The organism is Ruegeria sp. C2 (genome assembly GCF_056537765.1).
The window spans coordinates 957,732-979,699 of the sequence record NZ_JBQFRZ010000001.1 but is presented as its reverse complement, the minus strand read 5'-3'; the positions used below and the strand labels follow the sequence as shown (position 1 = coordinate 979,699).

Here is a 21,968-nt window from a genome sequence, read left to right as displayed (position 1 = left end):
GATGATCGTCATCCGCCCCATGATGAGAGAGGATGTGGCAGACGCCTGCAGCATCCTCAATCAGATCATCGAGATCGGCGGAACGACAGCGTTTGAGTTTCCATTCTCTGAAACACTATTTGTGCAAAGCTATCTCAAAGGGTCCGACAAGCTTTGCTGCCATGTTGCGCTGGATAACAAAGGTCAGGTGGCTGGCTTCCAATGGCTCGGCATCCACGAAAGCCTGCCGGATGATTGCGCCGACATAGCGACGTTCACCCGTCGAGAGCCAGTGTTGAAAGGGGCAGGGCGTGCCTTGTTTGCGGAAACTGAGAAATTGGCCCGTGCTCTGGGTTTCAGCAGCATCAACGCGACCATACGGGCCGATAATACTCTGGGTCTGAATTATTATGAAAAGATGGGTTTTCGCGATTTCTCGGTAAAATATGGTGTGCCACTTCGTGATGGGACTCCGGTGGATCGGATATCCAAACGGCTCGATCTAAGCTAATCCCACAGATGTGCCTCGGTAAACTCAACTGAGTTACCTGAGGGGTCGCGCACATAAAGCGAGTGCGCTCCATTGGGCCAGTCGAATTCGGCGTCCACCGGTACGTTCCAGTCAAGCAGGTGCTTTCGCATCACTTCGATCTCGGGTCGGGTCAGAACCAGACATACATGGCCGGGTCCGCGCGCGCCGTGAGGTGGGACAGGCAGATCGGGGTTCAGTGGTGGCTTTTCGGTCTTGTCCGCATTGAAAATCAGCAGGACCGAGCCGCCGATTCGATAGAAGACGTGCCTGTCAGACACCCGCTGAATCTTCGAAAGTCCAAGCAGCTCACCATAGAACCGCTCGGCCGCGTCCAGATCATCCACGTAAAGAGCTGCTTCTAGTATCGCTGACGGGGTGGGTATGTCGGGCGTTACTTTCATGAAGCCAGTCTAGCATTTAGGGGCAGTCCCTGTCATCGGCGCGGACGTCTGTCCCGTTTGCGCGATGGTGCGGCGCTTATCTCTGGCATCGGCAGGCTCTCCCACTGGCCGGGCTCAAGGCCGTCCAAGGACCAGTCTCCGATCCGGGCGCGGATCAGGCGCAAGGTCGGATGGCCTACAGCTGCCGTCATGCGGCGAACCTGACGATTGCGACCTTCACGGATCGTCAGTTCGATCCAACTATCCGGTACTGTCTGACGGACACGGATCGGCGGGGTGCGCGGCCAGAGGTCTGAAGGCTCATCAATTAAACGCGCCTTGGCGGGACGCGTCAGACCATCCTTAAGCTCAACGCCATCACGCAGCGCCTTAAGTGCGGCTGCGTCGGGTAGGCCTTCGACCTGTACCCAATAGGTTTTGGCCATCTTGTGCTTGGGATCGGATATCTGTGCCTGCAGCCGCCCGTTATCGGTCAGCAGCATCAAGCCCTCACTATCTCGGTCCAGCCGCCCGGCTGGATACACGCCGGGCAGATCGATGAAGTCCGACAGTGTGGCGCGGGGCGAGTCGGCGTTGGCGCGGTCGGTGAACTGCGGCAACACATCGAAAGGTTTGTTGAAGCGGATGAACCAGGACATGCCACCGCCATAGCGTCCGGGCCACATCTGCGCAACCTGTGGATAAGTGTCACTTATCTGTTACGGATTCGTCCTAACCAGTACCCGAGATGTTGTGTGAACTCGGCACTTGTCAGAGATTTAACACGATATATAGTTAACTTAAGGCCGGGGCGGGTGTTCCCCGCTCTGATGTCACAAACGGGCAGTACAGAGCGAGGAGCGATTCTGATATGGACGGAGACTTCAGGACCGAATTTGTCAGGGAACCCGGTGCGCTGAGGCATCATCCGGCATTGGTTCTGAACGCCGATTATCGCCCGCTTTCCTATTATCCGCTGTCTCTCTGGCCCTGGCAGGAGGCCATCAAAGCGGCGTGGCTGGACCGCGTGGACATAGTTGCCGAATACGACGAAGTGGTTCGAAGCCCAAGTACCGAGATCCGAATACCCTCGGTCGTTGTTTTGAAAGATTATGTAAAACCCAGAAAGCGCGTGGCCTTCACGCGCTTTAATTTATTTCTGCGGGATGAATTCAAGTGCCAATACTGTGGCAGCCGCGGAGAGCTTACTTTCGATCACGTCGTTCCGCGTGCGGCGGGTGGTGTTACCAGCTGGCAGAACGTGGTTGCTGCCTGCAGCCCGTGTAACCTGCGCAAGGGGTCGAAATCGCTGCGGCAAGCCCGGATGTCTCTGAACAAACCGCCGCGCCAACCTGATGCTGAGGCCCTTCGCAATATTGGCCGTAAATTCCCGCCAAACCACCTTCACGACAGCTGGATCGATTTCCTCTATTGGGATGCGGAGCTGGATCAGCAATAATCGCCTAGCGCGCTCGCCAGGCAGCAATCCAGATCAATGCAAGCGCGCTTGAGAGCAGCCCGTTCCAACCTGCCATGGAAATTCCGAGCATCTCCCACGGGATGTCGTCGCAGCGTACCAGTGGGGCAGACATGATCTGATCCAGCAATTCCTCGGCGCTCAGTCCACCGATTGGACCCGAGGTGCACGTCGAGGGGCCCTCCCACCAACCTTGTTCAACGCCTGCATGGAACAAACCGATCCCGGCGGTTGTTGCGGCGGCGAGCGCACCTAGCAAGGGCAAAGGGCGGATGCCCGGAAACGCAAAGGCCAGCACACCCAGTATCACAACCATCCCATGCGGATAACGCTGCCATATACACATTTTGCAGGGAGCCAGTCCGCCGATGTATTGAAACGCCCAAGCACCCAGTAATAAGGCAGCCGACCCTGTGGCGGCCAGCAAAATCAGTGATTTCCGTGTCATAGGTAACGTACCAGGAAGAAACCTCCGACCAGCAACACGATGAATATCGTAAATACCAGCCCAAGTCGTTTTTCGATGAAGTCTCGGATCGGTTCGCCGAAGCCCCAGAGCAAACCAGCCACGACGAAGAATCGCAGTGCCCGCGCGAGTATCGACGTTGCGATGAAGGTTCCCAACGGCATCCCGGTCCAACCCGACATGATCGTGATCACTTTGTAAGGGAACGGCGTAACTCCGGCGGTGAGCACGGCCCAGAAGCCAAAATCGTTGAAGCGGGTGTTGAACTCTTCCATGGCATGGGCCTTGCCCATGGCTTCCAGCACAGGTTGGCCGAGGCTTTCATAGAAGAAGGCACCGATTGCATAACCCAGAATTCCCCCGAGAACGGAAGCCACCAGCGCGACCGAGGCAATCAACCATGCCCGAGACGGGCGTGCCAGGATCATGGGAATCATCAAAACATCCGGCGGGATGGGAAAAAACGAGCTTTCTACAAAAGCGACAACCGCCAGCGCCCAAAGCGCGTGAGGATGCTCGGCCAGACGAATGGTCCAGTCATAAAGTGATCGCAACATAAGGTACAAGTATCCCGGCAATTGTTGGGCCAAGCCAAAGCATGCACCTGCAGAGGGGTCAACCTCTGTCATTTAAACAAACGTGCCAATGGTTGTTTTTTGCCTCTGGACCTTCCGTCAGTTGAAGGCTAATCCAAGTGACGTGGCCCAAGTGGCGGAATGGTAGACGCAGGGGATTCAAAATCCCCCGGTAGTGATACCGTGCCGGTTCGAGTCCGGCCTTGGGTACCAAAGTAAAAACAGAGGGTTAGGGAAACCGGCTCTCTGTTTTTTCTTTTCCCCGGTACTCATGTGGTACTCACCTTGGTACTCGTTGCGTTCTCACTTGCCCGAACGGATTCGAACAACCTTGTTTGCCGCGGTGGATCTATCACGCACATAGCGGTCAGTTGTGCTGATCTGGGTGTGTTGCGCGGCGTCCCTAAGTTCGAATGGATCGACAAGAGATTTGGCCTCGGTGATCCCGCCTGCGCGGTTGTCACTGATCCTCAGTTCGTCCGGCAGTTCCAGGTCGCGAACAATGCGCTTGAACTGCTTGGTCATCAGATCGCTATGAGGTGGAATGCCGTCACCCATTTTGATCACCGGCCCCAACCTTTGATCCTCTGGAATAGCCAGCAAGCGCCGGCGAATCTCAGGGGTGTTGGTCAGATCAAACACATAGGGTTCTGGCATCGATCGCGCGGTCTTACTGATCACGGTTTCGAATTGAGTAACCTTTGTATCGAACATCTCCCATGTCAGGCCTTTGACCCACCGAAGTGTTCTGGTCTTGGTTCTATGGATGATGCCGCCTTCACCACTCTCGGCAGGTTCCCACTCACCGTAGACGTTGACGCCTCTCAGCATGAACTCGAAACGGATGAGCACGGATAGGGACAACTGCCACAGACCAAGCTCATCGGCGCGCGCGACAATGGCCTCGACCTGATCGCGGGTGCAAATGACTGTGCGCTTGGCGCCGTTGGGTAGCCGCATTTCACTGCGGATCGCCTTGAGCCTCAGGCAATCATCCATGATCCCGTGTTTCTTGCCGATCTTAATCCCATAGGAATTGACGAACCCCCAGTGGGTGAACCACTTCTTGATATAGTGATCGGAGCGGGGTGCTGGGCGTCCTTGTACTTCTCGATCGAGCATCAACTTGCGCCACTCGACCATGCGACCGTAGTCAGTTTCCGAGATCATAACCTCACCGATAGCGGCATCGATCTTGTCGAGAACTTTCACGTAACCGGCGCGAGTGCTTGGTCCTACATCGTTGATCGGACTGATTTCGTCATATTTGAAACGCGAGATCAGCCAGCCCCAAGTTCCAGCCTCACGGCCTTTCACTTCACCGGCGTACCAGTTCAGCAATTCACGAGTTAGAACGCGGCAGTGGCGGGCTCTTTCGAGATCCTTTCCATCTCCCTTGATGCCTTCAAGGTTGTATAACCTGATGGAGTACCCGGCATCTAAATACTTTTTCGGGGGGCGCCAGAAATAGGTTCCTCTGGCTTTGCGGCGCTTCATGCACGGCGCATAGTCTGGTTCTGAATCATCCCAGACACTTGGTTTAAAACGCATCCTTTCTCTCCTGGTTGGTTTCCGACAACCGCTCAGGACGCGCGCTCATTCTCATGTTTCGTTCGCGCGCCCATTCCTCAACAGCTTCAACGTGCCGTTTGCCCACAGCGGGGTCAATCTTCGGGAAGCCGTATTGCGCCTCCAACATCGCCGAGTTCGACCGTAGCCATGTGACGTTGTGGCCCAACATCTTGGCGATGGTCTCTTCTTTGACGTAGAGCGGGGACATGGTTTAGGTGTCCCTCCGCTTTGCCCGACGGCATTTAAGCCCGATTTTCTTGGCGTCCTTGTAGATCGTAGCTGATGGGACATTGAGCCGCTGACCTATTTCGGAGGCGGTCAGACCTTCTCCGATCAGCATCCGAACCTTGCTGCGGCGCCTTGCAATCTCTTTGCTTGATGCCGTCTTTGGCGCTCTCGAAGGCGGAGGGCGCATACGCTCGATCAACGGTTCTTCGCGCTGCTGCGGTTGGGTGCGGATAAAATGCTCACCTTTCCAATCTTGGCCGATCATCATCCTTCCTCCACCCTTACCGGGTCCGCCTGTACCGTGGCACGACCCGCTTCAAAAGCGCGGACCATCTGACCAAGGCTATAATCCATGTCGCCGTTATCTCTGCGGAGCGCGATGCAATTGGACGTTACCCATTTGAAAGCTTCGTCATGGCCCTTCATTGGTGCTGGCTCTCGCACGTTTTCCTGTACCGTGAGTAAATCCATCGCTTCAACTCTCCCCGTGGAAAACAAGGGTGAGGGGCTTCATGGGGTTTCCTTTGGCTGCGAGGGTCATTTTCCGGACGCCTCATTGATCGCGTGCTTCAGCTTTGCGGCTGCCATAATGGTTGGCTTGATTTCGTCTGGCGCGTCGTCGTAACCGCGCGTCCAGCGACCGCTCAGCCGAGGCAATAGCGCGCGAGGGATAGCCTCCCAGTTACTGGGTTCTGTATTGGTCCGGTTACCATCTAGGCACTTGAGGGCCATGCCTTTTGGAACTGGGCCGTTTTCCTGTTCCCACAGATAACGATGCTTGTGCATGAAGCGCGTTGAGTGGCCGGTGTGAGGATTGACCAGCGGCACTTTCATCTCAATGTAGCCGTCTTTACCGACCCGCTCAGACCAAAGCGGAACGCTGTTCGCAGGTGCATCACCTTTCTTGAATTGAGTGCGCGCGCTGTTGGCGTTGTAGGGCATTTTCTTGCCCTTGTTCTCCGGTGTGCGTCCTGGCTCATATCGACCAGTTCGCCCGGTCATCCAACCTTTGCGTTTGCAGAGTGCTTTGTAGTTGTTGAGAGATACGTCGCTGCGACCAAACTTCTCAACGAACTCAGCATGTGCCTCGCGACGAACGTTTGTCTTGTGCGCCTCGATCCACGCCAGTTCATCATCACTGTATTTGATCTGCCGCCCCTTCATTCTGCGCTCTTCCCAATCTGAGGCAAATGACCGACGATCTTCTCTCCATGCTCCGCATAGAGCTTTGCTGCCTTGAGCTGCAGTTCTGCGTTCCCAGTAATCTTCTCGGCAACATCAACCATTGCGCCGGCGCGCTTGACCTCTTGCTCGATTTGATCAGCCGACAAATCCTCATCGGAAAGCCGTTCAAGCTGGGCGAACAAGTGGTTGTTTAGATCTCCGAGTTTGTTTCTCATAATGGTCCTCTCAGGTCAGCGAGTTAGTCCAGGCAACTATGGCTCAGGCGTTTTTGAGGAAGTCGGGAAAAGGTCATGAGTACATTGCCCCTTCCATGGCTTGGTTCTTGAGCTTGTCCCAGATGCGGATCAGTTTCGGGTATTGATCCACATCGCCTTTGAAGAACCGGCGTCGGCGCGCGAAATAGACCTTTCGCAGTCGTTTCGATGTGGTGGACCAGCACTTGCCGCAGATTATTTCGGTCGTGTCATCGTCCACCTTCCCAGTGCGGCGGCAGAAGGGGATGCAGCAAGACAGTCGGGTCATGCATCACCCATCAGGGCATTGGGGAACCCGTTGTGTTCGAGGCCATCCAGCAACCGGCCAGCGGCTTTCTTGCCGACGCGCTGAAAGGTTGCGTGCCCATAGTCCAGCAAGCCCAACCCATCATCCCAATTTGTCGACAGATCAAAATCCGCTGGGAAAAGAACATGGCCATCGTCTGTCCGCAGGTTCTGGGATGACCAGAAGGGTGCGGTTCTTGGTTCCCATGGCAGCCATTCGCCCCATTGCTTAAAGAAAAACGCGGTTCCCGCCGCCTCACATTGATCCCGCAGGCTGCGCGCCCAGTCGGGGTGCATAGGACGGGCATTCGGCCCGCTTTCGCCGCCAACGATGACTTGATCCAGCTTGCCGCCGCCAATCATGTCAATGGGGCCGAGTAACGGTTCGGCGCTGACAAAGCGAACAGCGGCGGGCGTGCGCGCCAGTTCGGGCCAGCGTTCATTCCATCGCTTCTGATCCTCTGTCGACACGCCCAGCCAGACATTTGGCAGGGGTTCACCAGCAACGTTGCCAGCGGCGGCCAGACCCGACATCATCCCTAATCCAAGGTCATGCATAGCAGCGCTGGCAACCGAACGCTTTGAGGCCACAAGGGTATCGACATACTCCCGCATCCGATCCGCGCGCTTGGTCAGCACCTGAAACGTGTGTTGAGGGCAAAGCGCCATGACGGCGAACACTTGGTCAATCCATTCGGCCGGCATGTTTTCGTGAAACAGATCGCCCATGCTGTTGACGAAATATGTGGTGGGTGTCTTGCGCTTGAGCGGTTCCAGCAGAGCCTTTTCCACCAACTCAAGCTTGCCAGTGAATACCGGCTTGCCGTTCACCAGTTTGGCCGTGCCGTGGTATTGCGGCGTGCTAGGATTCTTGGACAGCCGGTAAGCCATCCGCATGGCGTAGCAGTTGGTGCAGCCGGGCGATGCCAAGCTGCAGCCTACAATCGGATTCCACGTGCGCTCGGTCCATTCGATTTTGGTCATCAGATGATCTCCCCATCTGGAACAACCACCAGACCGGCCATGATCCAACGGGACATGGTTGCCTGCTGGGCGCGCATTACCTGCAGCCAGAAGGCGTCTGGATATCGTTCACGGATGATAAGGCCTCGCGGATCGACACCGGCCAGTAGATCATGGCAGACACTGCAGCCAGCAGCGGCAAACACATCACTGACCTTGGTCGAGGTACCTTTACCGATCGACTTTTCAACATGGCAGCCGACGACGGTTTCAGGACTAGCGCACGAGATGCCGATGAATGTACCAATGCGCAGCTCACACGGCATGTTGCGGCATTCGGCCATCAGAGCCTCAGAGCGAACCTTCGGAAGTAAGTGGGGGTTGGTGATCACGTTCATGGGCGACCGCCCAACCCGCAATATCCGCGGCGCTCCATCTTCACGCCGTAGCGCTCAGGAGCCTTCTTGACGTTGGATACCGCCTTCTTGTGGAACAGCTCGGCCTTTCGACCTTTGCCCTCATCTTGAGCCAAGGAAGCCATCTCGCGTTGGATTGCGGCCTGAAAGCTTGGCTCCGATGCGCTCGGCGGCAGATCCCGGTACAACGCACATTCTGAGCCCATGCACTTAGGCTTCATGTCGATGCCAAAGGTTCGGGCGAGGGGGCAGTATTTGTCGGTGATCATTCCAATACCTCCTGAGGCTCACACGCAGGCGGCAGATCCGAGAACCGTTGAATTTCGGAGAAGGCGGCATCGACGTCGAACCAGCGAAGCCAATGCCCTTGGCTCTGTAAACCGATAGTGGTCGGGTACAATTCAAGGCGGCGGCCATTATCGAAGAACAGCGTCACGTGGATTTCTGAGTTCCAGCGAAGAGAAAACCCGCTTGTTTCTTTCAGTCTGGATCTGACATGCTCAGCATTTCGTGCCTTTTGTTTTCGCGTGTAACGAGGCTTGGTGGTCATTCCGTTTTTCATGGTTCAAGCCCACCCGAAATTGTGGCGAGGCAATTGCGAAATGCCTTTCGACTTTCGTACATCGCCCCTGCGGATTGGTTTCGTTCGAGCGTGTCAAGGGACTTGCATTTGAGTCCGTAGACACGCGTCGCATCGTCGTACCTCTTGGCGGCTTTGATGAGTTCTTCCAGCGCCTCGGGATCGACAACGGTAAGAGTGATATCCCCGATGATCATCTCTCAGCCTCCGCGTTCAGTTTGGATTGCTGCTTGAACCCGGCCATCCAGCGCGCCCGACGTGGATCAGCGCCATCCTGATAAGGACAATCAGCGGCTTTTTTGCCGTCGTTGGCCGCTGTTACACCCTCCGCAAACTCAAACTCTGAGGGATCGATATCGGGCTCATCCTGGCTATCCTCTTCTGGTGGGAGGATTTCGCCGTCGATGGGCTGGCCGGGTTCCTGCTCGGGCTCTGCCGCCTCGTCTTGTTGAACATCAGTCTCGGTCTGATCGAACTGCTCGGGTGACAGTTCGTCTATCGTGCCCTCACGCGCGCTTTCCGCCATCTGCGCGAAACCGCCTTTGCGCGGGGTCACATCCTTCATTTCAGCGGCGTGCTGGATTTCTTCTTTCTCATAGACGCCCAGCAGCACGTCAGGGAAATGGCGGCGGCACATCGCGCGCGCGCTGTAATACCATAGCTGCTGATCAGGATCGGATTTCCAGAGCGGCGAGTTTTTGGTTGTGATGCTGCCGATCTTTGGAGATGTGTATTCGATGGTGTCGCCATCCTCTGCGCTCACGCAGAACAAAACACACTGACGGTCATCACCTTCCCCGGTGTACTTGCCCTTCAACCGACCCTGAATCGGTGCGCGCTGCTCGATCACGGCGTGGATGAGCTGCGCTTCGTAGGCGATCCGGTCATTGACCATGTAGGATTTGTTGGCGACGGCAAACGGGTCCATGCGCCAGTTCAGCGCTTGCATCGATACTGCCATGCAGGCCCCGGGCTTTCCGCGCAGATGCTTAGGTACAGCCTGGCCCGCAATGGACATGAGTTTCGAGAACTCCATGACCTGACCCATATCCTTGAAGGCGAGACCACCCACAGTGTTCGATATCTCGGCAACAGAAAGGGTCTGAGCGTCGATCTTGGCTTCGACCTTTTGTTCGATTGCGGTGGTGTCGCTGACAGGCTGGTTCATGGTGCCGTTCCCTCTGTGTTCATCTGCTCAAGCAGCATTTCTCGGTGTTCGTCGGGGCGCTGATACGCGCCGATATCTTCCCCGGGCTCCGGCCAATGACCGGCGTCGAGGCATTCCTTGAAGCGGTAGATTGCGCGTGCGTTGCGCCATGCGCCGATCTGCAAATCTTCTTCCAAGATCTCGCGAAGGATGGAGAAGTGCGGGCGTTCGTCACTTTGGAAGACGAGCCCAACGGATGACGGCCAGTTGCCGGTCAAGCGTTCAAACCCGGTGGCGGCAAAGCCCATCTGCATGTCGTAGCCGTGTTCAGTAATGCGGCGATCACATAGGCGATAATCAAACCGGCCACCTTGCGGAGAGACCTTTTTATAGTCCGACAACATACCGTCAAACGAAACCTGGTCGGGGCGGGCCAGACACCAGATGCCCGTCCGCTCATCCTGCCAAGCCATTGTAACTTCTGGAACGCCGCCTAGTGCAGCGCTGGCCGCTGGATCTGATGCAAGCGCCTTGCCCATGTCCAGAATGAGAGACCACTGGCGCTCTGTGATCTTGTCTCTTGGGTCTTGGTCGACTTCCCGCCAATAGGCGACGCTACGGTGTGCGCTCTTAGATCCGCGCCGCTCTTTGATAGCGACAAGCTGTTGGCGAGTAGGGCGCTGTGGTCTGTCGTCAGGCAGGACGAGGAAATGCTTTTCAACCTCTTCCTCGCCCCCCTCGACATAGGCCGCCATGGCCCGACCCATACGCTTTGCGGCGGTATCGATGCTTTCCCAGCGGTTCGGGTTAAGCTGATGGAATGCCCAGACATCACCGGGGGTTGCCAACTCCATCTTACGCAGCACGCCGCTGGTCACGCTGACACCATCGCACGGTTGGCGGTGGTGGCGATCGAGGCTGATGTTGTAGAAGCCGGGTTCTGTGATCAACTCACCATCGGCAAGGGTGCGGATCTCGGGTGTCATAGTTTGCAGCCCACCGCGCCAGCAGTGATGAACGGAAACTCAACCGCTAGCTTGTCACCCGACCAGATGCAGACACGCCGCATTTTGCAATGCAATCCCGGCTCGTCTGTTTGGACAGTGATGCGCGTACAAATGACATCAGGGCGGGAACTGACAAGCGGCCTACCAACATTGAAGTACCGGGAGCCTTCATCTCCATCAGGCATGGTTTCAGCCCATGTGGCGTCAACCACATCCATCAGAACTTCACCGTCACATGGGGGATCTCGCCCGCGATCATCGCGTCGACAATTTCCTCATAGTTCTCGGGCTTTAGGCCAGCGATGGCTTTAACAACCTCAGAACGGATGCGGCGTCGGTTGGCGGCGTCGGCCTTGCGCTTTTCGGCAGCCTCTTCCTCGGCACGCTTTTCGGCCGCAATTCGGTCGCGCTCGGCCTGTGCAGCGGCCTCCTCGCGTTCCTTAGCCTCCTGCAGTTCGCGTTGATGGCGCTCCTCGGCCTCGCGGGTGGCGCGTTCGGCGGCTTCCTTTGCAGCCTGCTCCTCGGCGGCTTTGCGCTCCTCTTCGGCCTGACGTGCAGCCTCAAGTTCACGACGCTTGCGATCATCCTCTTCGCGCTCAGCCTTTTCACGGCGGTACTCTTCCAGCTCACGCTCTTGGGCCTCACGGGCTTCGGCAATGGTTAGATCGCTCTGGAATTTAGTCAGTGCCTCTGCCTTCTGTTGGCGGGCGTCACCTTCGAACTCTTCCCATGAAGGGCCAACCTCGACCGCCTCGATCATTTCGATCTTAGCTTTCAACTCCGCGCTGCTATCGTGTGCGGTCAGCGTGTCGATAGCGAACTGATCAAGCGCCTTCATGTGCGCCTGAACGCGTTCCGCTTCCTTGGCTTCAAAGTCATCGGCGGGCTTCTTGATCTTGTCACGAAGCTCGTCCAGGCGGTCGGTTGCAAGCTTGCGCAGATCATTGACGGCTTTGGTTTTGGTGCGCCATTCCTCGGTCAGATCCTTGCCCACACCGTCGATGAGAGTTTTGGAGCGAGATACCTTTGCCGCCAGTGAGCGCGCCGCCTTACGCCCTTTGTCCGTCGAATAGTCCTGATGGATGGCAAGGGCGTCTTTCTCGATGCGCTTAACCAGCTTTTCGATCCCGTCTTTCTGGGAGAAGAGGGCAGGGATTTCGGATTTCTCGGGAAGGGTGGTTAGCTCTGTGTTGGTGGTCTCGGTCATGGGTTCCTCAAAAGAAAGGGCGGATGGCTCTGCGTGGGGACGTTTCGCCACCCGCCAGTTGAGCGAAGGTTTCTTTTTGAGGCAGGCCTTCGCTGGGGATAGTCAGGCGGGCAGGTTTGCCCAAATCAGTCTGCAGACGCAGGCAATCAGGATCGCCAGAAGGATCTTGCTCAGACCGTCTAAGATGCGCTGTGCAGGTGTCCGTTCATCCTCAATCATCAGGTCGATGTTGAAGGGCTCAAACGGGCTGCGAAGTTCGTCCCGGCAGGCAGATAAGCCGTTCCTTTCGTGAGCGATTGTGGCCTTGGTGCTGCCTGCCGGGGTTAGCGCCCGAGGGGACTTGGGCGCGGGGGGATGGGTGAACGGGCGGGTCATGCCGCCGCCTTTCGGGTCAGGCGAACGCAACGATTGCCGGTGCCGCCGCAGTATTCGCAGGTCTCCGTAACGTTGCCACCGGTCGGGCTTTCGTAGCTGACAACACCGCTACCCTTGCAGTAACGACAGAAGTCGCTCGGGTCTGAGATGTACTGGTGCTGCGCCATTCTTGCCTCCTGTTAGTCGCCCCGCGATCTGCTTGCGCGTCTTCGGCGGGGCGGCCCGAGGTATCGGGCTGAGGCAACAGCTATAGTTTTAAAACTATCTTTGCAAGAAAAAAATAGTTATAAAACTATTCAACAGCTAACCAGCCTACAGAATGTGGGGTGCCATCTATTTCTGAGACATGATTGTGCTCGACAACCTGGAATCCCAGGCGACGGAAGATGCGATAGATCTTGCAAGGCATCAGTGCAACGAGTTGCTCGCCACCCAATTCTTTCGCTCTTTGGACAGTCTTTTTGACTATTTCTCGTTGTACGGTTATGGCCTTCTTAGGGTTCAGATCGCGCCGCACAAAGAAGCGCGTGGCTTCAAAAATCCGAGGATCGCTGGGTAGATTTTCCGGTAGCATCTCTAGTGGAATACCCTGGATTAGGCCGTTCTGGGCGTCCTTGAGCATATACGTTTCAGCGCCATAGCTAGGTGCATCGGTCCGCAAAAGCCGAGCACCCCCGACGCAGTGGCCATCCTCGATAACGATGATCCAGTTCGCGCCTGGGCGATCGTACCAATCGAACTCAAAGGTGTCGGTGTGGGGCAGAGCCCAGCCTTTACGATCTACAAATTCTTTTTTTCGCAACATCCAGTATTCGTTCCAGGCATTACCTGCGTGCTGAATGTTTGAAAAGTCTACGGCGATAGACTGCATCTATTAACTCCCTAAGGCTGTCCCTAGGCTGTTTTAGACGCAGTAGTTAGCGTGCGTAATGCACGGGTATGTTGTGGCTGGTTTTGGCTACTTGTTGCGCAGAACACGAAGCAATTGTGCATCCGAATTGACTTTATACTTCTTAAAAATCCGTCGTTTGGCTGTTTTCAAGCCGTCGTTGCTGATTCCAAGGATCTCGGCGATTTGTGTCATAGGTAGTCCCACGCCTAGAAGATCCACTAATCCTTGCTGCGATTTCGTTAGTGGTTCGATGTGAATGCTTGAGCGTTGAACTACGCGCTGCATTGAGGCCTGAACAAAGCTTAGATCGGAGTCTGAAACTTCCCCGTCGTGATACGCGCTCACCACATACCCGCCGCAAGATAGCGCGAATCCTTGCCTTAGACCGAAATCATATGCGGCGTTCATCACAGGGTTTTTCTTCATTCGTTTGTGGATATCACTCCATCTTAGCGGGGCCACGCCCGCGAGTGCACAGAATGGAAGCGGATCAAGTCTTTGAAGTTCATTCTCAAAGTAATGTTTCTGCCAATCCGGATCGAAAGTCGAATCAAAGTCCAGTTCTCCGGTGTGGAATCCCGTCCCAACCGCATATTCACCGAAGCCGATCTTTGAGAGTTCCTCTCCTAAGAGTTGTAACGTACTTGTCATAATGACTTTCCCTTGATATCAAAATGGAACCCCTCGGGGTGCATTTTATAGTTATATAATAGACTCGAAACTACAAGGGCTGTGGAATGGATGTGAGAGCCCGGCTACTTAGTGTGGCCGAGAAAATACATGAAAAACATGGTGACATGGGCGTTCGGGAGGTAGTTAAGACACTAGAAAAGCTTCTAAGATCCGAAGTGCCTGTGGAAGCTTCTCAGCATCGGCCTGCTGCACCAGACGAATGAGTTTTGCCTTTGGGTCTTCTGCGCCTTCTAGGAACAAGGAACTAATGGGAATATCGAGTTCTTCTGCCCATGTGGTAAGGACTTCAAGACCAATTGGCCACTTGTTCTTTTCGGCCTGATAGTAGTAGCTCTCCTGCTTGCCTGCGAGTACTGACAGAACCTTCTTGCCCGTATTGATTTGTGCTCGCTTTGCCTCGATGATCTCCCATTGGTGTAGGAGTTCGGGGTCGGGAATTCTCTTCTTTGGTGCCATTCGCGAAAAATAGTCGAAAAACTATTACATAGCAATATCAATTAAATAGACCCCCTAGGGGTTCATTTCCACAATAGAGATAGTTATAAAACTATTGTAGCGCAATAGTTGAGAGACTATTACGGTTCAAAATGAGGACCGAGTATGTGGCGCGATTTTGATGTTCCAGCTTCCGAGGAAACCATCCGGAAGGCAGCGAACAAGGCACTTCCTAAGGTGCTAGAGAAAACTAGAAAGAACAAAACCCAACTGAGCATGGACCTGTTTAATTGTCGGTCTGCCCTAGGCCGCTTTCTTACGGGAAAGGAATTTAGCTACACACGCCTGCGCAAGTTGGTCGATGGTTTCGACGCGGCCCTCTCCGTAAAACAGGAGGGGATTGCCGAGCCCGAGGCCGATAAGGCCGCATCGGGGTGACGATGTGGCCTTACTAGGTTCACTCCCACAACGGCTTGCCATCGTTGCCAAAGACTGGGCCGCTCAGTTTTATGCGTGCAAGCCAGCGGGCGGCGACTCTATTGTAACACTCCAGCTTTTTGTCGTTAGCGACGAACGTGGTTTCGCAGATAAAGAATTCGGAGCCACTGAATTCTGTGCCAAGACAGTTCTTGGTGTCTTCAATCGTTTCAGCATTCGGGCAGTGAAAACTCCAAGCTGTTCCAATGGCACGAAAGTATCGATCATCGATATCATCGGCCACAACAGGCACCCCGAAAACAGCAGCCACAAGAGCCAATCTCATCATCTGATCTCTCCCATCCAAGCACACCTAACGTGCGAACTTTGGGCCGCATTTTCAACATTATTCCCGGACGGCCGACTTCAAGTCGGGTTTCCGGGTCTATGGGGCGCGGGCTCTGTCCGTGGGTGCACCCCAACAACCCCCGACCAGATAGGAGGCCGATATGGCAGATGAGGGTAAGGAAGTACGAGAGGCATTTGATGGCCCGGAAGTCGAGCATGACCAACTGATTTCAGAAATCGAGCGCATGATCCACAGCGAGCGGGAACGTTCGTCTGATGCGTCGGAAAGTGCGGCTGAAACCAAGGAATTCTTGGATGAAACCGGACTGAATAGCACTGCCGTTGGCTGGGGCAAGACCATCATCAAGAAGCTGGATAAGAAGAACGGCCAGCAAAAGGCGATGGATATCATTCGGTCGTTGAAGCTGACGTTGCCGATGATTGAAAACCACTGCGGTGGTCAAGGTACGGCTGAAATGGATCTGGACGGCCCACAGGATGAGCCGGAGGATCGGGTCGATCCCCCGACTGATCTTGAAGAGGGTAATTTCGAGTTCCGCAAGGCTACTCCTGAGGGCACCGAACCCGCTGATCCCGAGACCGAGGAATTCAACGCCGAGGTCGATGAGGCCATGGGTGACGGCGAGGTTGTGACCCCCATCGATTTTGGCGGGGATAACGCGGCATGAAGGATAGCGGATTTATCGATATCGCTACCAGTATCCTGTTCGGGGATTTCGGGGCGATAGCAAAAACCTTCGCTCCGCCACCACGTGTCGGCCCCAAAGTCGAGCGTGGATCGGGGGCTAAGCGTGCCCGCAAGCGCCTGGCCGAAAAGCACAAGGCCAACAAATCTATTCCATCGGGTGAGCGCATGACACGGCAACGTCGTCGGGCGCTCGAGCGTGCTGCAGACAAGGAAAGCCGGATCACACCGGCTGAGTTTGGCCGTCGCAAGATGGAGATCATCAAGCGGAGCCGTGCCGCATGAAGATCCTCGCGCTGGATATCGCGACAACCACAGGGATTTGCGTTGGGACACCCGGCGCAAATCCCAAGGCGTGGTCAATCTGTCTTGGCGATGCCCCTCAAATACGGGGGGGCATGTCCCAGGCCGATAAGTTCAGGTTGGAAAGCCGCAGGCTCAACAACGCGCTGATCATGACGCAGGGACTTATACAAACCCACAGCCCCGATCTGGTCGTTTTGGAGGCCGCAATTGGCGGTGACGACGCCAGCGCCTACCTGATCAAGCTATTCGGATGTGTTCAAGCGTGTACGAAAAACAGAGGCGTTAACCTAATCCATGTCTACCCCTCGACAGTGCGTAAGCATTTCATGGGAAAGGCCAAAACGAGAAGGGACTTCCCTCATCTAAAACCCGCCAAGGCAAAGATCGCGATCAAGGAAGAGATTGCGGCGCGCTGCGAGCTGCTGGGTTGGAAAATACCTGATCTCGATGCAGCTGACGCCGCAGCAACATGGGATTGGGCCTGCGCAACACAGGTCATAGGCCATCAATCCGCACCGGTAGGGGGGCTGTTCTGATGCTACCCTGCCACGCCATGAAACGGGCCTTGGAACGCTGCCCCAGCGTCTGTCCAGGTGTCCTGATCCGGCGCATCAAGCATGGTGTTCTCAGTGGTGATGATCGTGTTGTCCAGTACGTCGCGCGCATCAGGAAAGAGGATTTCAAAGACCTCTATTATTTACGACTTCCCAATGGCTTCCCCCGATACACGCTGGTGATCACACCAACGGGTTTCGTCGTCACGTTTCTTCTGCCCGGATCGCCGATTTGGACCACGCGCGGGCAGTTTCTATTGGGCGAAAACGGGCTGGAAGAGATCAACGGGCAGGAGCTTTCGTGTGATGTGTAGAGCCCAACAGAACAGCATGTGGCAGCACACTGTCAGGAAGATGCTGGGGCAGGGATTTGGCGTCGAGGATATCGCCGCGATCAGAGGTTTCGACGTCGAAGATGTGCGGCGTGAAATCAGAATCTTACGGGAGGCCGGAGAGCTTGCCGCGATCTATGAGAGGTGCAGGAGATGAGGGAACGCGGCAGGCGATCAAAACGGCTTTATGCGGCCATTCCGAATGCTGCTATGCGAGATGAAGAAATCTCCATAGAAGCCCGTGGGTTGCTGGCTTTGCTGATGACGTACTCCGATGATTGGGAATTCAATAAAACCCATCTGCGTCAGGTCACTGGCATGGGACGCGACAAGTTCGAAAAAGCCATGGGGGAACTGAGGAAAGTTGGCTATGTCGAGTTGATTCAGAACCGGTTGGACAATGGTCAACTTGATGGATCGACTTGGATCATCCGAGATGACCGAGGCCCTGAAAATCCGGGTGTCGGTACCGAGGCCCTGAAAAACCGAGGCCCTGAAAAACCGAGTCCCGGTGATTCCGCATACATAAGAAGAACAATAGATAAGAAAACCAATTTAGAAGAACCCCAAACCCCAAAGGGGCATGATCTTTTCTCAGAAATTGAAGAACCTGAATCACAGGCGGATGGTCCTGATCCTGTCGATGAAGGATTCAAAGAATTCTGGGACGATGTTTGGCCGAAACACCAACGCAAGGTTGCTAAGGTTGATTGCGCCAAGGTCTATCGATTGGCTTGTACTGGAAAACACAAAAAGGCGGAACGGATCGGACCGGCCGAGTTGAACCGTTGCGCCAAGGCCTACATCGCATCTGTCCGAGATCTCGAATACCTGAAAGCTCCGCTGGCTTGGCTGCGACAGCCTGGCTGGGAACCGTTCATGCAGTCGGCGCAAACCTACGACTTCGACACGCTGTCAGCGAACCGGCAAAGCCTACTGCTCAACGGACAGTGCCCGCCATCGATGCTGGAAAACGGCAAGCCCAACGCTGAGGCACAGCACTGGCTCAACAGATTTGGGAAGGTGGACGCATGAGAGCCCATCAACCCAAAAAACGTCGCGATGATTGGATCACGCCCGCTTACTTGTTCGAAGCGATTGGCGAGAAGTTTGATCTGGACGTGGCAGCGCCCCTTGATGGAAAAACCAACGTGCCATCATGGAACTGGTATCACAAGATAGACGATGGCCTGCGTCGACGTTGGTACGGGTTTGTCTGGATGAATCCGCCTTTCGGTCACCAGTCAACTAAACGGCTGTGGTTAAGTCGCTTCTTTGAGCATGGAAACGGCATTGCACTTTTGCCAGATCGCACGTCTGCACCTTGGTGGCAGGAGTTTGCACCAAGGGCTGATGCTGTCCTTTTCGTCTCCCCGAAGATCAAGTTTGAACGTCCTGATGGTTCTCTGGGCGAGCAGCCGGGCGATGGAACAACGCTTATCGCCTGTGGTCGACGCGCTACGGCGGCGCTGTTGCGTGCTTCGGATCTAGGGCAGGTGTTTGTGGGAGTGGCAGCATGATGCAGGCCGAGATCAAAGCTTCCCCGCTGTTTTCAATCGAAGCCGAACAACAGTTGTTGGGCGCGATTCTGACCAACAACGAGTTGTTCGATCAGATCTCCTCGATGCTCAAGCCCGATCATTTCTACGATCCGGTTCATGCACGGATTTACCAGTTGGCGGCCGCGCGGATCGAGAAAGATCACTTGGCGTCTCCGGTGACGATGAAAACCGACATGGCAGAGGATGAGGGTCTCCAGCAGCTGGGCGGCGGCAAGTACCTGGTCAAACTGGCGGGTGCCGCAGTGGCGTCGTTTGCGATCCGGGATTACGCGGACATGATCCGCAAGCTCCATGATCGCCGCCTCATGGCTGAGCGCTTGAAACAGCTGGGGGGTGAGGTCGAGCGGGGTAGGGAAGCGGGCGAAGTAGCCGCGGAATTGGAATTGCTCCTGCATGAACGTGCGGATGACAGCGACGAACCCCGCACGATGTCATTCCTGGCCGCTCAAAGCCGTTCATTTCAGCAGATGGCGGATATCAACAACGGAGAGTTGGTGGCGGTGCCGACGGGGATCAAGGCGCTGGATGAGGCCGTGTCTCTGATGCCGAAGCGGTACACGATCATTGGTGGCGCCACATCCATGGGAAAGACCGCTCTTGCCCTGTCCATCGCCAAGAACGCGGCCACTGCTGGTTTTGGGGTCGGTTTTGTAACCCTTGAGATGCCCGAGGAAGATCTCGCAAACCGGATCAACTCCACTGTGTCTCAGATCCCGTACAAGGCCTATGACCGCGAGATGAGCGAGGCGACGTTTCGGAAAGTGATGGAGGCCGCAAAATCGCTTCAAGCCCTGCCGATGGAAATATTCTCAGAGCGCGTCCGTGATGTGCCGGCCATTCTGTCCGAGGGCAAGAAACTCAAGCGCAAGATGAAGCCCAACGGGCCGTTCAAAGGCTTCAAGCTGCTGGTGATCGACTACATCCAGTTGGTGAGGGGCAGGGGCGAAAGTGCCCTTGTTCGGCTGTCGCAGGTCGCCAATGATCTGAAACAGGTCGCCAAACAGTTGGATGTGCATGTGATCGCACTGGCTCAGATCGATCGCAATATCAGCAAGGAAGATAACTTTCTCAACGCGCGGCCCCGTCCTGCCGATCTCCGGGGTTCTGGTGATCTTGAGAACGCCCCGGACAACGTGCTGTTTGTGTTCCGGCCGGAATACTATTTGAAACGCCAGACACCGCCGAAGAAGGAAGAAGACCGAGCGGATTGGGAGGCCGATCTGTCCGCTTGGAAAGACAAGGCCGAGATCATCGTGGGTAAGGCCCGGATGGGTGAGATCGGCTCCGTCACCGTGGCCTGCGATATGGCAACCAACCGGTTCTTTGATCTGCCTGATACGCAAGGGGAGATCGAATTCTGATGTCTGGGTGGTCTGGAGGATTAGCAGAGTGGGATGAAGGTGGTACGACGTACCTCTCTGTCGCGTTCACTTGGAAACTAGATGATGCGTGAAGAACGGGAAAAAGTTATGGCGATGGAAGGCTTATCTTTCGACGGTAACGCGATGTTCCACCAGATCAAGAACCTGAAACTCTACATGCTGCAGCACATCAGGCTAGAGGCGCAGTTCCAGCAGGGCCGATGAGGTTTTCGGTCGTGATTATATCGATGCAAAGTTTATCCCACTTCTGAGCGCGCAGAGCATCACTCAGCGCCACACACGCCCAGACGGGTGCGCCGTTGTTCGTCCACTTGGTCAGGGCTTGCGGGGTCAGCCCATAGAGCCTGGAAAACTCAGTTTTCCAGCGCTTGGTCCCGAAAAGTTGGGTTGCCATCTGGTCGACGGCTTCGAACCTTTCCCCCGGTGTCATTTCCTTGTAAGCCGTCATGGCTACGTTCCTTTCGTGGCAGTCCCGCGCCTGTTTCCGCTGACGTCCTTAGTCAGTTGGCGCGGGACACTTCTATCCGAACAACTCAAGTTGGGTCATAACCGGAGTAGTGTTTCGCTCACAACCGGGGATAACGGTTTGCTCACCTGCCGGTGTGAGTTCGGTTTTGTGTTCAGATGCAGGAGCATCGAATAGGCTTGGCTGCATCGTCAGTTGGTCAATCGCTCGCAATTGCCGCAAACCATAGTGGATGTGATTGTGTTTCAAACTGAGCGCACAAGTTGGCTCATTGTATGTCTGTTTGAACCAATCATAAGGTTCGGGTCCGATGAATGTGCGCAAGTGTCTGATCTCTCGCGCAACCTCGCGATAGCGTTTGGCGTCACGGATCAAGCATTTAACAATGCTTGCACGCATTGAGCGAATTTCCTTTGAACGCTTAGGCTCCTGCATCCGGTCCAACTTATTAAACTGCTCCGCGTGATGATCCTGTATCGGCTCGGCCAGAACTTTTTCGCGTATCTGAAGGAAGGTCAGAACCGGACCCCCAAGGCGATAATACCAAGGGTGCCCGCTGTCGTAGGCTCCGCCATATGGTGCAAAAGCGGTTTTCATTGTTTGCCGCTCCATGTCCGAGCGTCGTTGACCTCGCATATCTCATCGCAGTTGCCGCAGTAAAGATTGCTGTCACCGCGTGGATATCCGTCATCAGAGACCGCCCATTCCTGATTCTCGACGTCCCAATAGAGGGTTACGTCATCGGAGTGATAAAGGCTCTGTTCCCCGCAGTTGGGGCAAACGTAGCTGATGGGCAAATCTGGATTGCATTCAGGATGTTTGCATTGCCCGCTTTCACACAAGGCAGTGATTGCGGCTTGTTCGCCGTCGTGCTCTTCAAGGCTACTCATAGCGCGCCCTCCGAAATGTCGACCGCAGGGCCTTCGGCTCCGCACTCAGCTTGATAGTTGTCGCGCGCAATCCGGTCTTGTCTAAAGAACTCAAGCCCGACAAGGTCGCAAGCGTGCCGCAAGTCGGCCAGTGCATCACGAACCATGTTTTCCGGGTCTCCGTCCTCTTCGTGTGGGTGGTAGACCTCGGCCAAGGCGCACAATACGCGTGCCCCTCGCCAGTTGTTGTTAAGCTGGGCGTTGCTTTGCTCGAAATCGCGCAGCATCGTTTCAACTTTGTCCATTGTGTTCATCATCGTGCGTTTTCCTTTCGTGTTGTCATGCGGTTTCCGGCGCATGGTGCTGCCGCCCACACGG

The 21,968-nt window shown here is 55.4% G+C and carries 41 protein-coding genes and 1 tRNA gene; 13 read left to right on the top strand and 29 right to left on the bottom strand.

The window, feature by feature from the left end:
• Position 1 precedes the first annotated feature (1 nt).
• Positions 2-490, top strand: a complete 489-nt coding sequence (locus ACR0IV_RS05010) for an N-acetyltransferase family protein (RefSeq protein WP_480657533.1) — start codon at positions 2-4, stop codon at positions 488-490.
• Here ACR0IV_RS05010 and ACR0IV_RS05005 read toward each other — a convergent pair.
• Positions 487-912 carry a VOC family protein gene (locus ACR0IV_RS05005; RefSeq protein WP_480657534.1) on the bottom strand — a complete coding sequence of 142 codons (426 nt, stop codon included), beginning with the start codon at positions 910-912 and terminating at the stop codon, positions 487-489. The two genes, ACR0IV_RS05010 and ACR0IV_RS05005, sit on opposite strands and share 4 nt — an antisense overlap.
• 32 nt (positions 913-944) lie before the next feature.
• A complete protein-coding gene (locus tag ACR0IV_RS05000; protein ID WP_480471895.1) occupies positions 945-1,550 on the bottom strand; it encodes an rRNA large subunit pseudouridine synthase E in 606 nt (201 codons plus the stop codon).
• 212 nt (positions 1,551-1,762) lie between these two features.
• On the opposite strand from ACR0IV_RS05000, the gene ACR0IV_RS04995 reads away from it, so the two are divergent.
• Positions 1,763-2,350 (top strand): HNH endonuclease, encoded by a 588-nt coding sequence (locus tag ACR0IV_RS04995; protein WP_480469726.1) that lies wholly within the window; start codon positions 1,763-1,765, stop codon positions 2,348-2,350.
• A gap of 4 nt (positions 2,351-2,354) precedes the next feature.
• On the opposite strand, the gene ACR0IV_RS04990 is transcribed toward ACR0IV_RS04995, so the two are convergent.
• Entirely contained in the window at positions 2,355-2,816 is a 462-nt protein-coding gene (locus tag ACR0IV_RS04990; RefSeq protein WP_480657535.1) for a disulfide bond formation protein B, read from the bottom strand.
• Positions 2,813-3,391, bottom strand: coding sequence for a YqaA family protein (locus ACR0IV_RS04985; protein ID WP_480657536.1), 579 nt, complete (start codon positions 3,389-3,391; stop codon positions 2,813-2,815). The genes ACR0IV_RS04990 and ACR0IV_RS04985 overlap by 4 nt, the downstream gene beginning before the upstream one ends.
• Positions 3,392-3,536: 145 nt before the next feature.
• On the opposite strand from ACR0IV_RS04985, the gene ACR0IV_RS04980 reads away from it, so the two are divergent.
• Positions 3,537-3,622: transfer RNA gene (locus ACR0IV_RS04980), tRNA-Leu, on the top strand.
• Positions 3,623-3,712: 90 nt separating this feature from the next.
• Here the strand turns inward: ACR0IV_RS04980 and ACR0IV_RS04975 are convergent.
• The 20 genes from ACR0IV_RS04975 to ACR0IV_RS04880 all read right to left on the bottom strand — a co-directional run bounded on the left by ACR0IV_RS04975 (position 3,713) and on the right by ACR0IV_RS04880 (position 14,669).
• A complete protein-coding gene (locus ACR0IV_RS04975; protein WP_480657537.1) occupies positions 3,713-4,960 on the bottom strand; it encodes a site-specific integrase in 1,248 nt (415 codons plus the stop codon).
• Entirely contained in the window at positions 4,950-5,189 is a 240-nt protein-coding gene (locus tag ACR0IV_RS04970; protein WP_480657538.1) for a hypothetical protein, read from the bottom strand. Before ACR0IV_RS04970 ends, ACR0IV_RS04975 begins: the two co-directional genes overlap by 11 nt.
• 3 nt (positions 5,190-5,192) lie before the next feature.
• On the bottom strand, positions 5,193-5,477 hold the full coding sequence (locus ACR0IV_RS04965; RefSeq protein ID WP_480733491.1) for a hypothetical protein: 285 nt from the start codon (positions 5,475-5,477) through the stop codon (positions 5,193-5,195).
• The gene (locus ACR0IV_RS04960; RefSeq protein ID WP_480657540.1) at positions 5,474-5,680 is read right to left on the bottom strand and encodes a hypothetical protein; all 207 of its coding nucleotides are present in this window, start codon (positions 5,678-5,680) and stop codon (positions 5,474-5,476) included. Before ACR0IV_RS04960 ends, ACR0IV_RS04965 begins: the two co-directional genes overlap by 4 nt.
• Before the next feature lie 66 nt (positions 5,681-5,746).
• Positions 5,747-6,373 carry an HNH endonuclease signature motif containing protein gene (locus ACR0IV_RS04955; RefSeq protein WP_480657541.1) on the bottom strand — a complete coding sequence of 209 codons (627 nt, stop codon included), beginning with the start codon at positions 6,371-6,373 and terminating at the stop codon, positions 5,747-5,749.
• The gene (locus ACR0IV_RS04950) at positions 6,370-6,609 is read right to left on the bottom strand and encodes a hypothetical protein (protein WP_480657542.1); all 240 of its coding nucleotides are present in this window, start codon (positions 6,607-6,609) and stop codon (positions 6,370-6,372) included. Before ACR0IV_RS04950 ends, ACR0IV_RS04955 begins: the two co-directional genes overlap by 4 nt.
• 73 nt (positions 6,610-6,682) lie before the next feature.
• Positions 6,683-6,916, bottom strand: coding sequence for a hypothetical protein (locus ACR0IV_RS04945; protein WP_480657543.1), 234 nt, complete (start codon positions 6,914-6,916; stop codon positions 6,683-6,685).
• The gene (locus tag ACR0IV_RS04940; RefSeq protein ID WP_480657544.1) at positions 6,913-7,917 is read right to left on the bottom strand and encodes a phage Gp37/Gp68 family protein; all 1,005 of its coding nucleotides are present in this window, start codon (positions 7,915-7,917) and stop codon (positions 6,913-6,915) included. The genes ACR0IV_RS04945 and ACR0IV_RS04940 overlap by 4 nt, the downstream gene beginning before the upstream one ends.
• The gene (locus tag ACR0IV_RS04935) at positions 7,917-8,294 is read right to left on the bottom strand and encodes a nuclease domain-containing protein (protein ID WP_480657545.1); all 378 of its coding nucleotides are present in this window, start codon (positions 8,292-8,294) and stop codon (positions 7,917-7,919) included. The genes ACR0IV_RS04940 and ACR0IV_RS04935 overlap by 1 nt, the downstream gene beginning before the upstream one ends.
• Complete coding sequence (locus ACR0IV_RS04930; protein WP_480657546.1) at positions 8,291-8,581, bottom strand: hypothetical protein; 291 nt, start codon at positions 8,579-8,581, stop codon at positions 8,291-8,293. Before ACR0IV_RS04930 ends, ACR0IV_RS04935 begins: the two co-directional genes overlap by 4 nt.
• On the bottom strand, positions 8,578-8,862 hold the full coding sequence (locus ACR0IV_RS04925; RefSeq protein WP_480657547.1) for a hypothetical protein: 285 nt from the start codon (positions 8,860-8,862) through the stop codon (positions 8,578-8,580). The genes ACR0IV_RS04930 and ACR0IV_RS04925 overlap by 4 nt, the downstream gene beginning before the upstream one ends.
• An 8-nt stretch (positions 8,863-8,870) precedes the next feature.
• Positions 8,871-9,089, bottom strand: a complete 219-nt coding sequence (locus ACR0IV_RS04920) for a hypothetical protein (protein WP_480657548.1) — start codon at positions 9,087-9,089, stop codon at positions 8,871-8,873.
• A complete protein-coding gene (locus ACR0IV_RS04915; RefSeq protein ID WP_480657549.1) occupies positions 9,086-10,060 on the bottom strand; it encodes an Rmf/CrpP family protein in 975 nt (324 codons plus the stop codon). The genes ACR0IV_RS04920 and ACR0IV_RS04915 overlap by 4 nt, the downstream gene beginning before the upstream one ends.
• Positions 10,057-11,025 (bottom strand): PD-(D/E)XK nuclease-like domain-containing protein, encoded by a 969-nt coding sequence (locus ACR0IV_RS04910; RefSeq protein WP_480657550.1) that lies wholly within the window; start codon positions 11,023-11,025, stop codon positions 10,057-10,059. The genes ACR0IV_RS04915 and ACR0IV_RS04910 overlap by 4 nt, the downstream gene beginning before the upstream one ends.
• A 238-nt stretch (positions 11,026-11,263) precedes the next feature.
• Entirely contained in the window at positions 11,264-12,253 is a 990-nt protein-coding gene (locus ACR0IV_RS04905) for a hypothetical protein (RefSeq protein ID WP_480657551.1), read from the bottom strand.
• A gap of 102 nt (positions 12,254-12,355) precedes the next feature.
• On the bottom strand, positions 12,356-12,628 hold the full coding sequence (locus ACR0IV_RS04900; protein ID WP_480657552.1) for a hypothetical protein: 273 nt from the start codon (positions 12,626-12,628) through the stop codon (positions 12,356-12,358).
• Positions 12,625-12,795: a hypothetical protein gene (locus tag ACR0IV_RS04895; RefSeq protein ID WP_480657553.1), complete on the bottom strand. Its 171-nt coding sequence runs from the start codon at positions 12,793-12,795 to the stop codon at positions 12,625-12,627. Before ACR0IV_RS04895 ends, ACR0IV_RS04900 begins: the two co-directional genes overlap by 4 nt.
• Positions 12,796-12,920: 125 nt before the next feature.
• Complete coding sequence (locus ACR0IV_RS04890) at positions 12,921-13,499, bottom strand: acyl-homoserine-lactone synthase (RefSeq protein WP_480657554.1); 579 nt, start codon at positions 13,497-13,499, stop codon at positions 12,921-12,923.
• Between the two features lie 87 nt (positions 13,500-13,586).
• On the bottom strand, positions 13,587-14,171 hold the full coding sequence (locus ACR0IV_RS04885; RefSeq protein WP_480657555.1) for a helix-turn-helix transcriptional regulator: 585 nt from the start codon (positions 14,169-14,171) through the stop codon (positions 13,587-13,589).
• 165 nt (positions 14,172-14,336) lie between these two features.
• Positions 14,337-14,669 (bottom strand): hypothetical protein, encoded by a 333-nt coding sequence (locus ACR0IV_RS04880; protein WP_480657556.1) that lies wholly within the window; start codon positions 14,667-14,669, stop codon positions 14,337-14,339.
• Positions 14,670-14,813: 144 nt separating this feature from the next.
• Here ACR0IV_RS04880 and ACR0IV_RS04875 point away from each other — a divergent pair, with 144 nt between their 5' ends.
• Entirely contained in the window at positions 14,814-15,086 is a 273-nt protein-coding gene (locus tag ACR0IV_RS04875) for a hypothetical protein (protein WP_480657557.1), read from the top strand.
• Between the two features lie 19 nt (positions 15,087-15,105).
• Here the strand turns inward: ACR0IV_RS04875 and ACR0IV_RS04870 are convergent, their stop codons facing one another.
• The gene (locus ACR0IV_RS04870) at positions 15,106-15,414 is read right to left on the bottom strand and encodes a hypothetical protein (RefSeq protein WP_480657558.1); all 309 of its coding nucleotides are present in this window, start codon (positions 15,412-15,414) and stop codon (positions 15,106-15,108) included.
• A 160-nt stretch (positions 15,415-15,574) separates the two neighbouring features.
• Here ACR0IV_RS04870 and ACR0IV_RS04865 point away from each other — a divergent pair, with 160 nt between their 5' ends.
• The 9 genes from ACR0IV_RS04865 to ACR0IV_RS04825 all read left to right on the top strand — a co-directional run bounded on the left by ACR0IV_RS04865 (position 15,575) and on the right by ACR0IV_RS04825 (position 20,459).
• Positions 15,575-16,102 carry a hypothetical protein gene (locus ACR0IV_RS04865; protein ID WP_480657559.1) on the top strand — a complete coding sequence of 176 codons (528 nt, stop codon included), beginning with the start codon at positions 15,575-15,577 and terminating at the stop codon, positions 16,100-16,102.
• Positions 16,099-16,404 (top strand): hypothetical protein, encoded by a 306-nt coding sequence (locus ACR0IV_RS04860; protein WP_480657560.1) that lies wholly within the window; start codon positions 16,099-16,101, stop codon positions 16,402-16,404. The genes ACR0IV_RS04865 and ACR0IV_RS04860 overlap by 4 nt, the downstream gene beginning before the upstream one ends.
• Complete coding sequence (locus ACR0IV_RS04855; protein ID WP_480657561.1) at positions 16,401-16,961, top strand: hypothetical protein; 561 nt, start codon at positions 16,401-16,403, stop codon at positions 16,959-16,961. Before ACR0IV_RS04860 ends, ACR0IV_RS04855 begins: the two co-directional genes overlap by 4 nt.
• Positions 16,961-17,293, top strand: coding sequence for a hypothetical protein (locus tag ACR0IV_RS04850; RefSeq protein WP_480692643.1), 333 nt, complete (start codon positions 16,961-16,963; stop codon positions 17,291-17,293). The genes ACR0IV_RS04855 and ACR0IV_RS04850 overlap by 1 nt, the downstream gene beginning before the upstream one ends.
• The gene (locus tag ACR0IV_RS04845) at positions 17,286-17,468 is read left to right on the top strand and encodes a hypothetical protein (protein ID WP_480657563.1); all 183 of its coding nucleotides are present in this window, start codon (positions 17,286-17,288) and stop codon (positions 17,466-17,468) included. The genes ACR0IV_RS04850 and ACR0IV_RS04845 overlap by 8 nt, the downstream gene beginning before the upstream one ends.
• Complete coding sequence (locus ACR0IV_RS04840) at positions 17,465-18,346, top strand: hypothetical protein (RefSeq protein WP_480657564.1); 882 nt, start codon at positions 17,465-17,467, stop codon at positions 18,344-18,346. The genes ACR0IV_RS04845 and ACR0IV_RS04840 overlap by 4 nt, the downstream gene beginning before the upstream one ends.
• Positions 18,343-18,831, top strand: a complete 489-nt coding sequence (locus ACR0IV_RS04835; RefSeq protein WP_480657565.1) for a DNA N-6-adenine-methyltransferase — start codon at positions 18,343-18,345, stop codon at positions 18,829-18,831. Before ACR0IV_RS04840 ends, ACR0IV_RS04835 begins: the two co-directional genes overlap by 4 nt.
• Positions 18,828-20,234 carry a DnaB-like helicase C-terminal domain-containing protein gene (locus ACR0IV_RS04830; RefSeq protein WP_480657566.1) on the top strand — a complete coding sequence of 469 codons (1,407 nt, stop codon included), beginning with the start codon at positions 18,828-18,830 and terminating at the stop codon, positions 20,232-20,234. Before ACR0IV_RS04835 ends, ACR0IV_RS04830 begins: the two co-directional genes overlap by 4 nt.
• 81 nt (positions 20,235-20,315) lie before the next feature.
• Entirely contained in the window at positions 20,316-20,459 is a 144-nt protein-coding gene (locus tag ACR0IV_RS04825; RefSeq protein ID WP_480657567.1) for a hypothetical protein, read from the top strand.
• Here ACR0IV_RS04825 and ACR0IV_RS04820 read toward each other — a convergent pair.
• The 4 genes from ACR0IV_RS04820 to ACR0IV_RS04805 form a co-directional block, all read right to left on the bottom strand.
• Complete coding sequence (locus ACR0IV_RS04820; RefSeq protein ID WP_480657568.1) at positions 20,425-20,703, bottom strand: hypothetical protein; 279 nt, start codon at positions 20,701-20,703, stop codon at positions 20,425-20,427. The two genes, ACR0IV_RS04825 and ACR0IV_RS04820, sit on opposite strands and share 35 nt — an antisense overlap.
• A 72-nt stretch (positions 20,704-20,775) precedes the next feature.
• A complete protein-coding gene (locus ACR0IV_RS04815) occupies positions 20,776-21,318 on the bottom strand; it encodes a hypothetical protein (RefSeq protein ID WP_480657569.1) in 543 nt (180 codons plus the stop codon).
• Entirely contained in the window at positions 21,315-21,611 is a 297-nt protein-coding gene (locus ACR0IV_RS04810) for a hypothetical protein (RefSeq protein ID WP_480657570.1), read from the bottom strand. The genes ACR0IV_RS04815 and ACR0IV_RS04810 overlap by 4 nt, the downstream gene beginning before the upstream one ends.
• The gene (locus ACR0IV_RS04805) at positions 21,608-21,895 is read right to left on the bottom strand and encodes a hypothetical protein (RefSeq protein WP_480657571.1); all 288 of its coding nucleotides are present in this window, start codon (positions 21,893-21,895) and stop codon (positions 21,608-21,610) included. The genes ACR0IV_RS04810 and ACR0IV_RS04805 overlap by 4 nt, the downstream gene beginning before the upstream one ends.
• Positions 21,896-21,968: the final 73 nt, after the last annotated feature.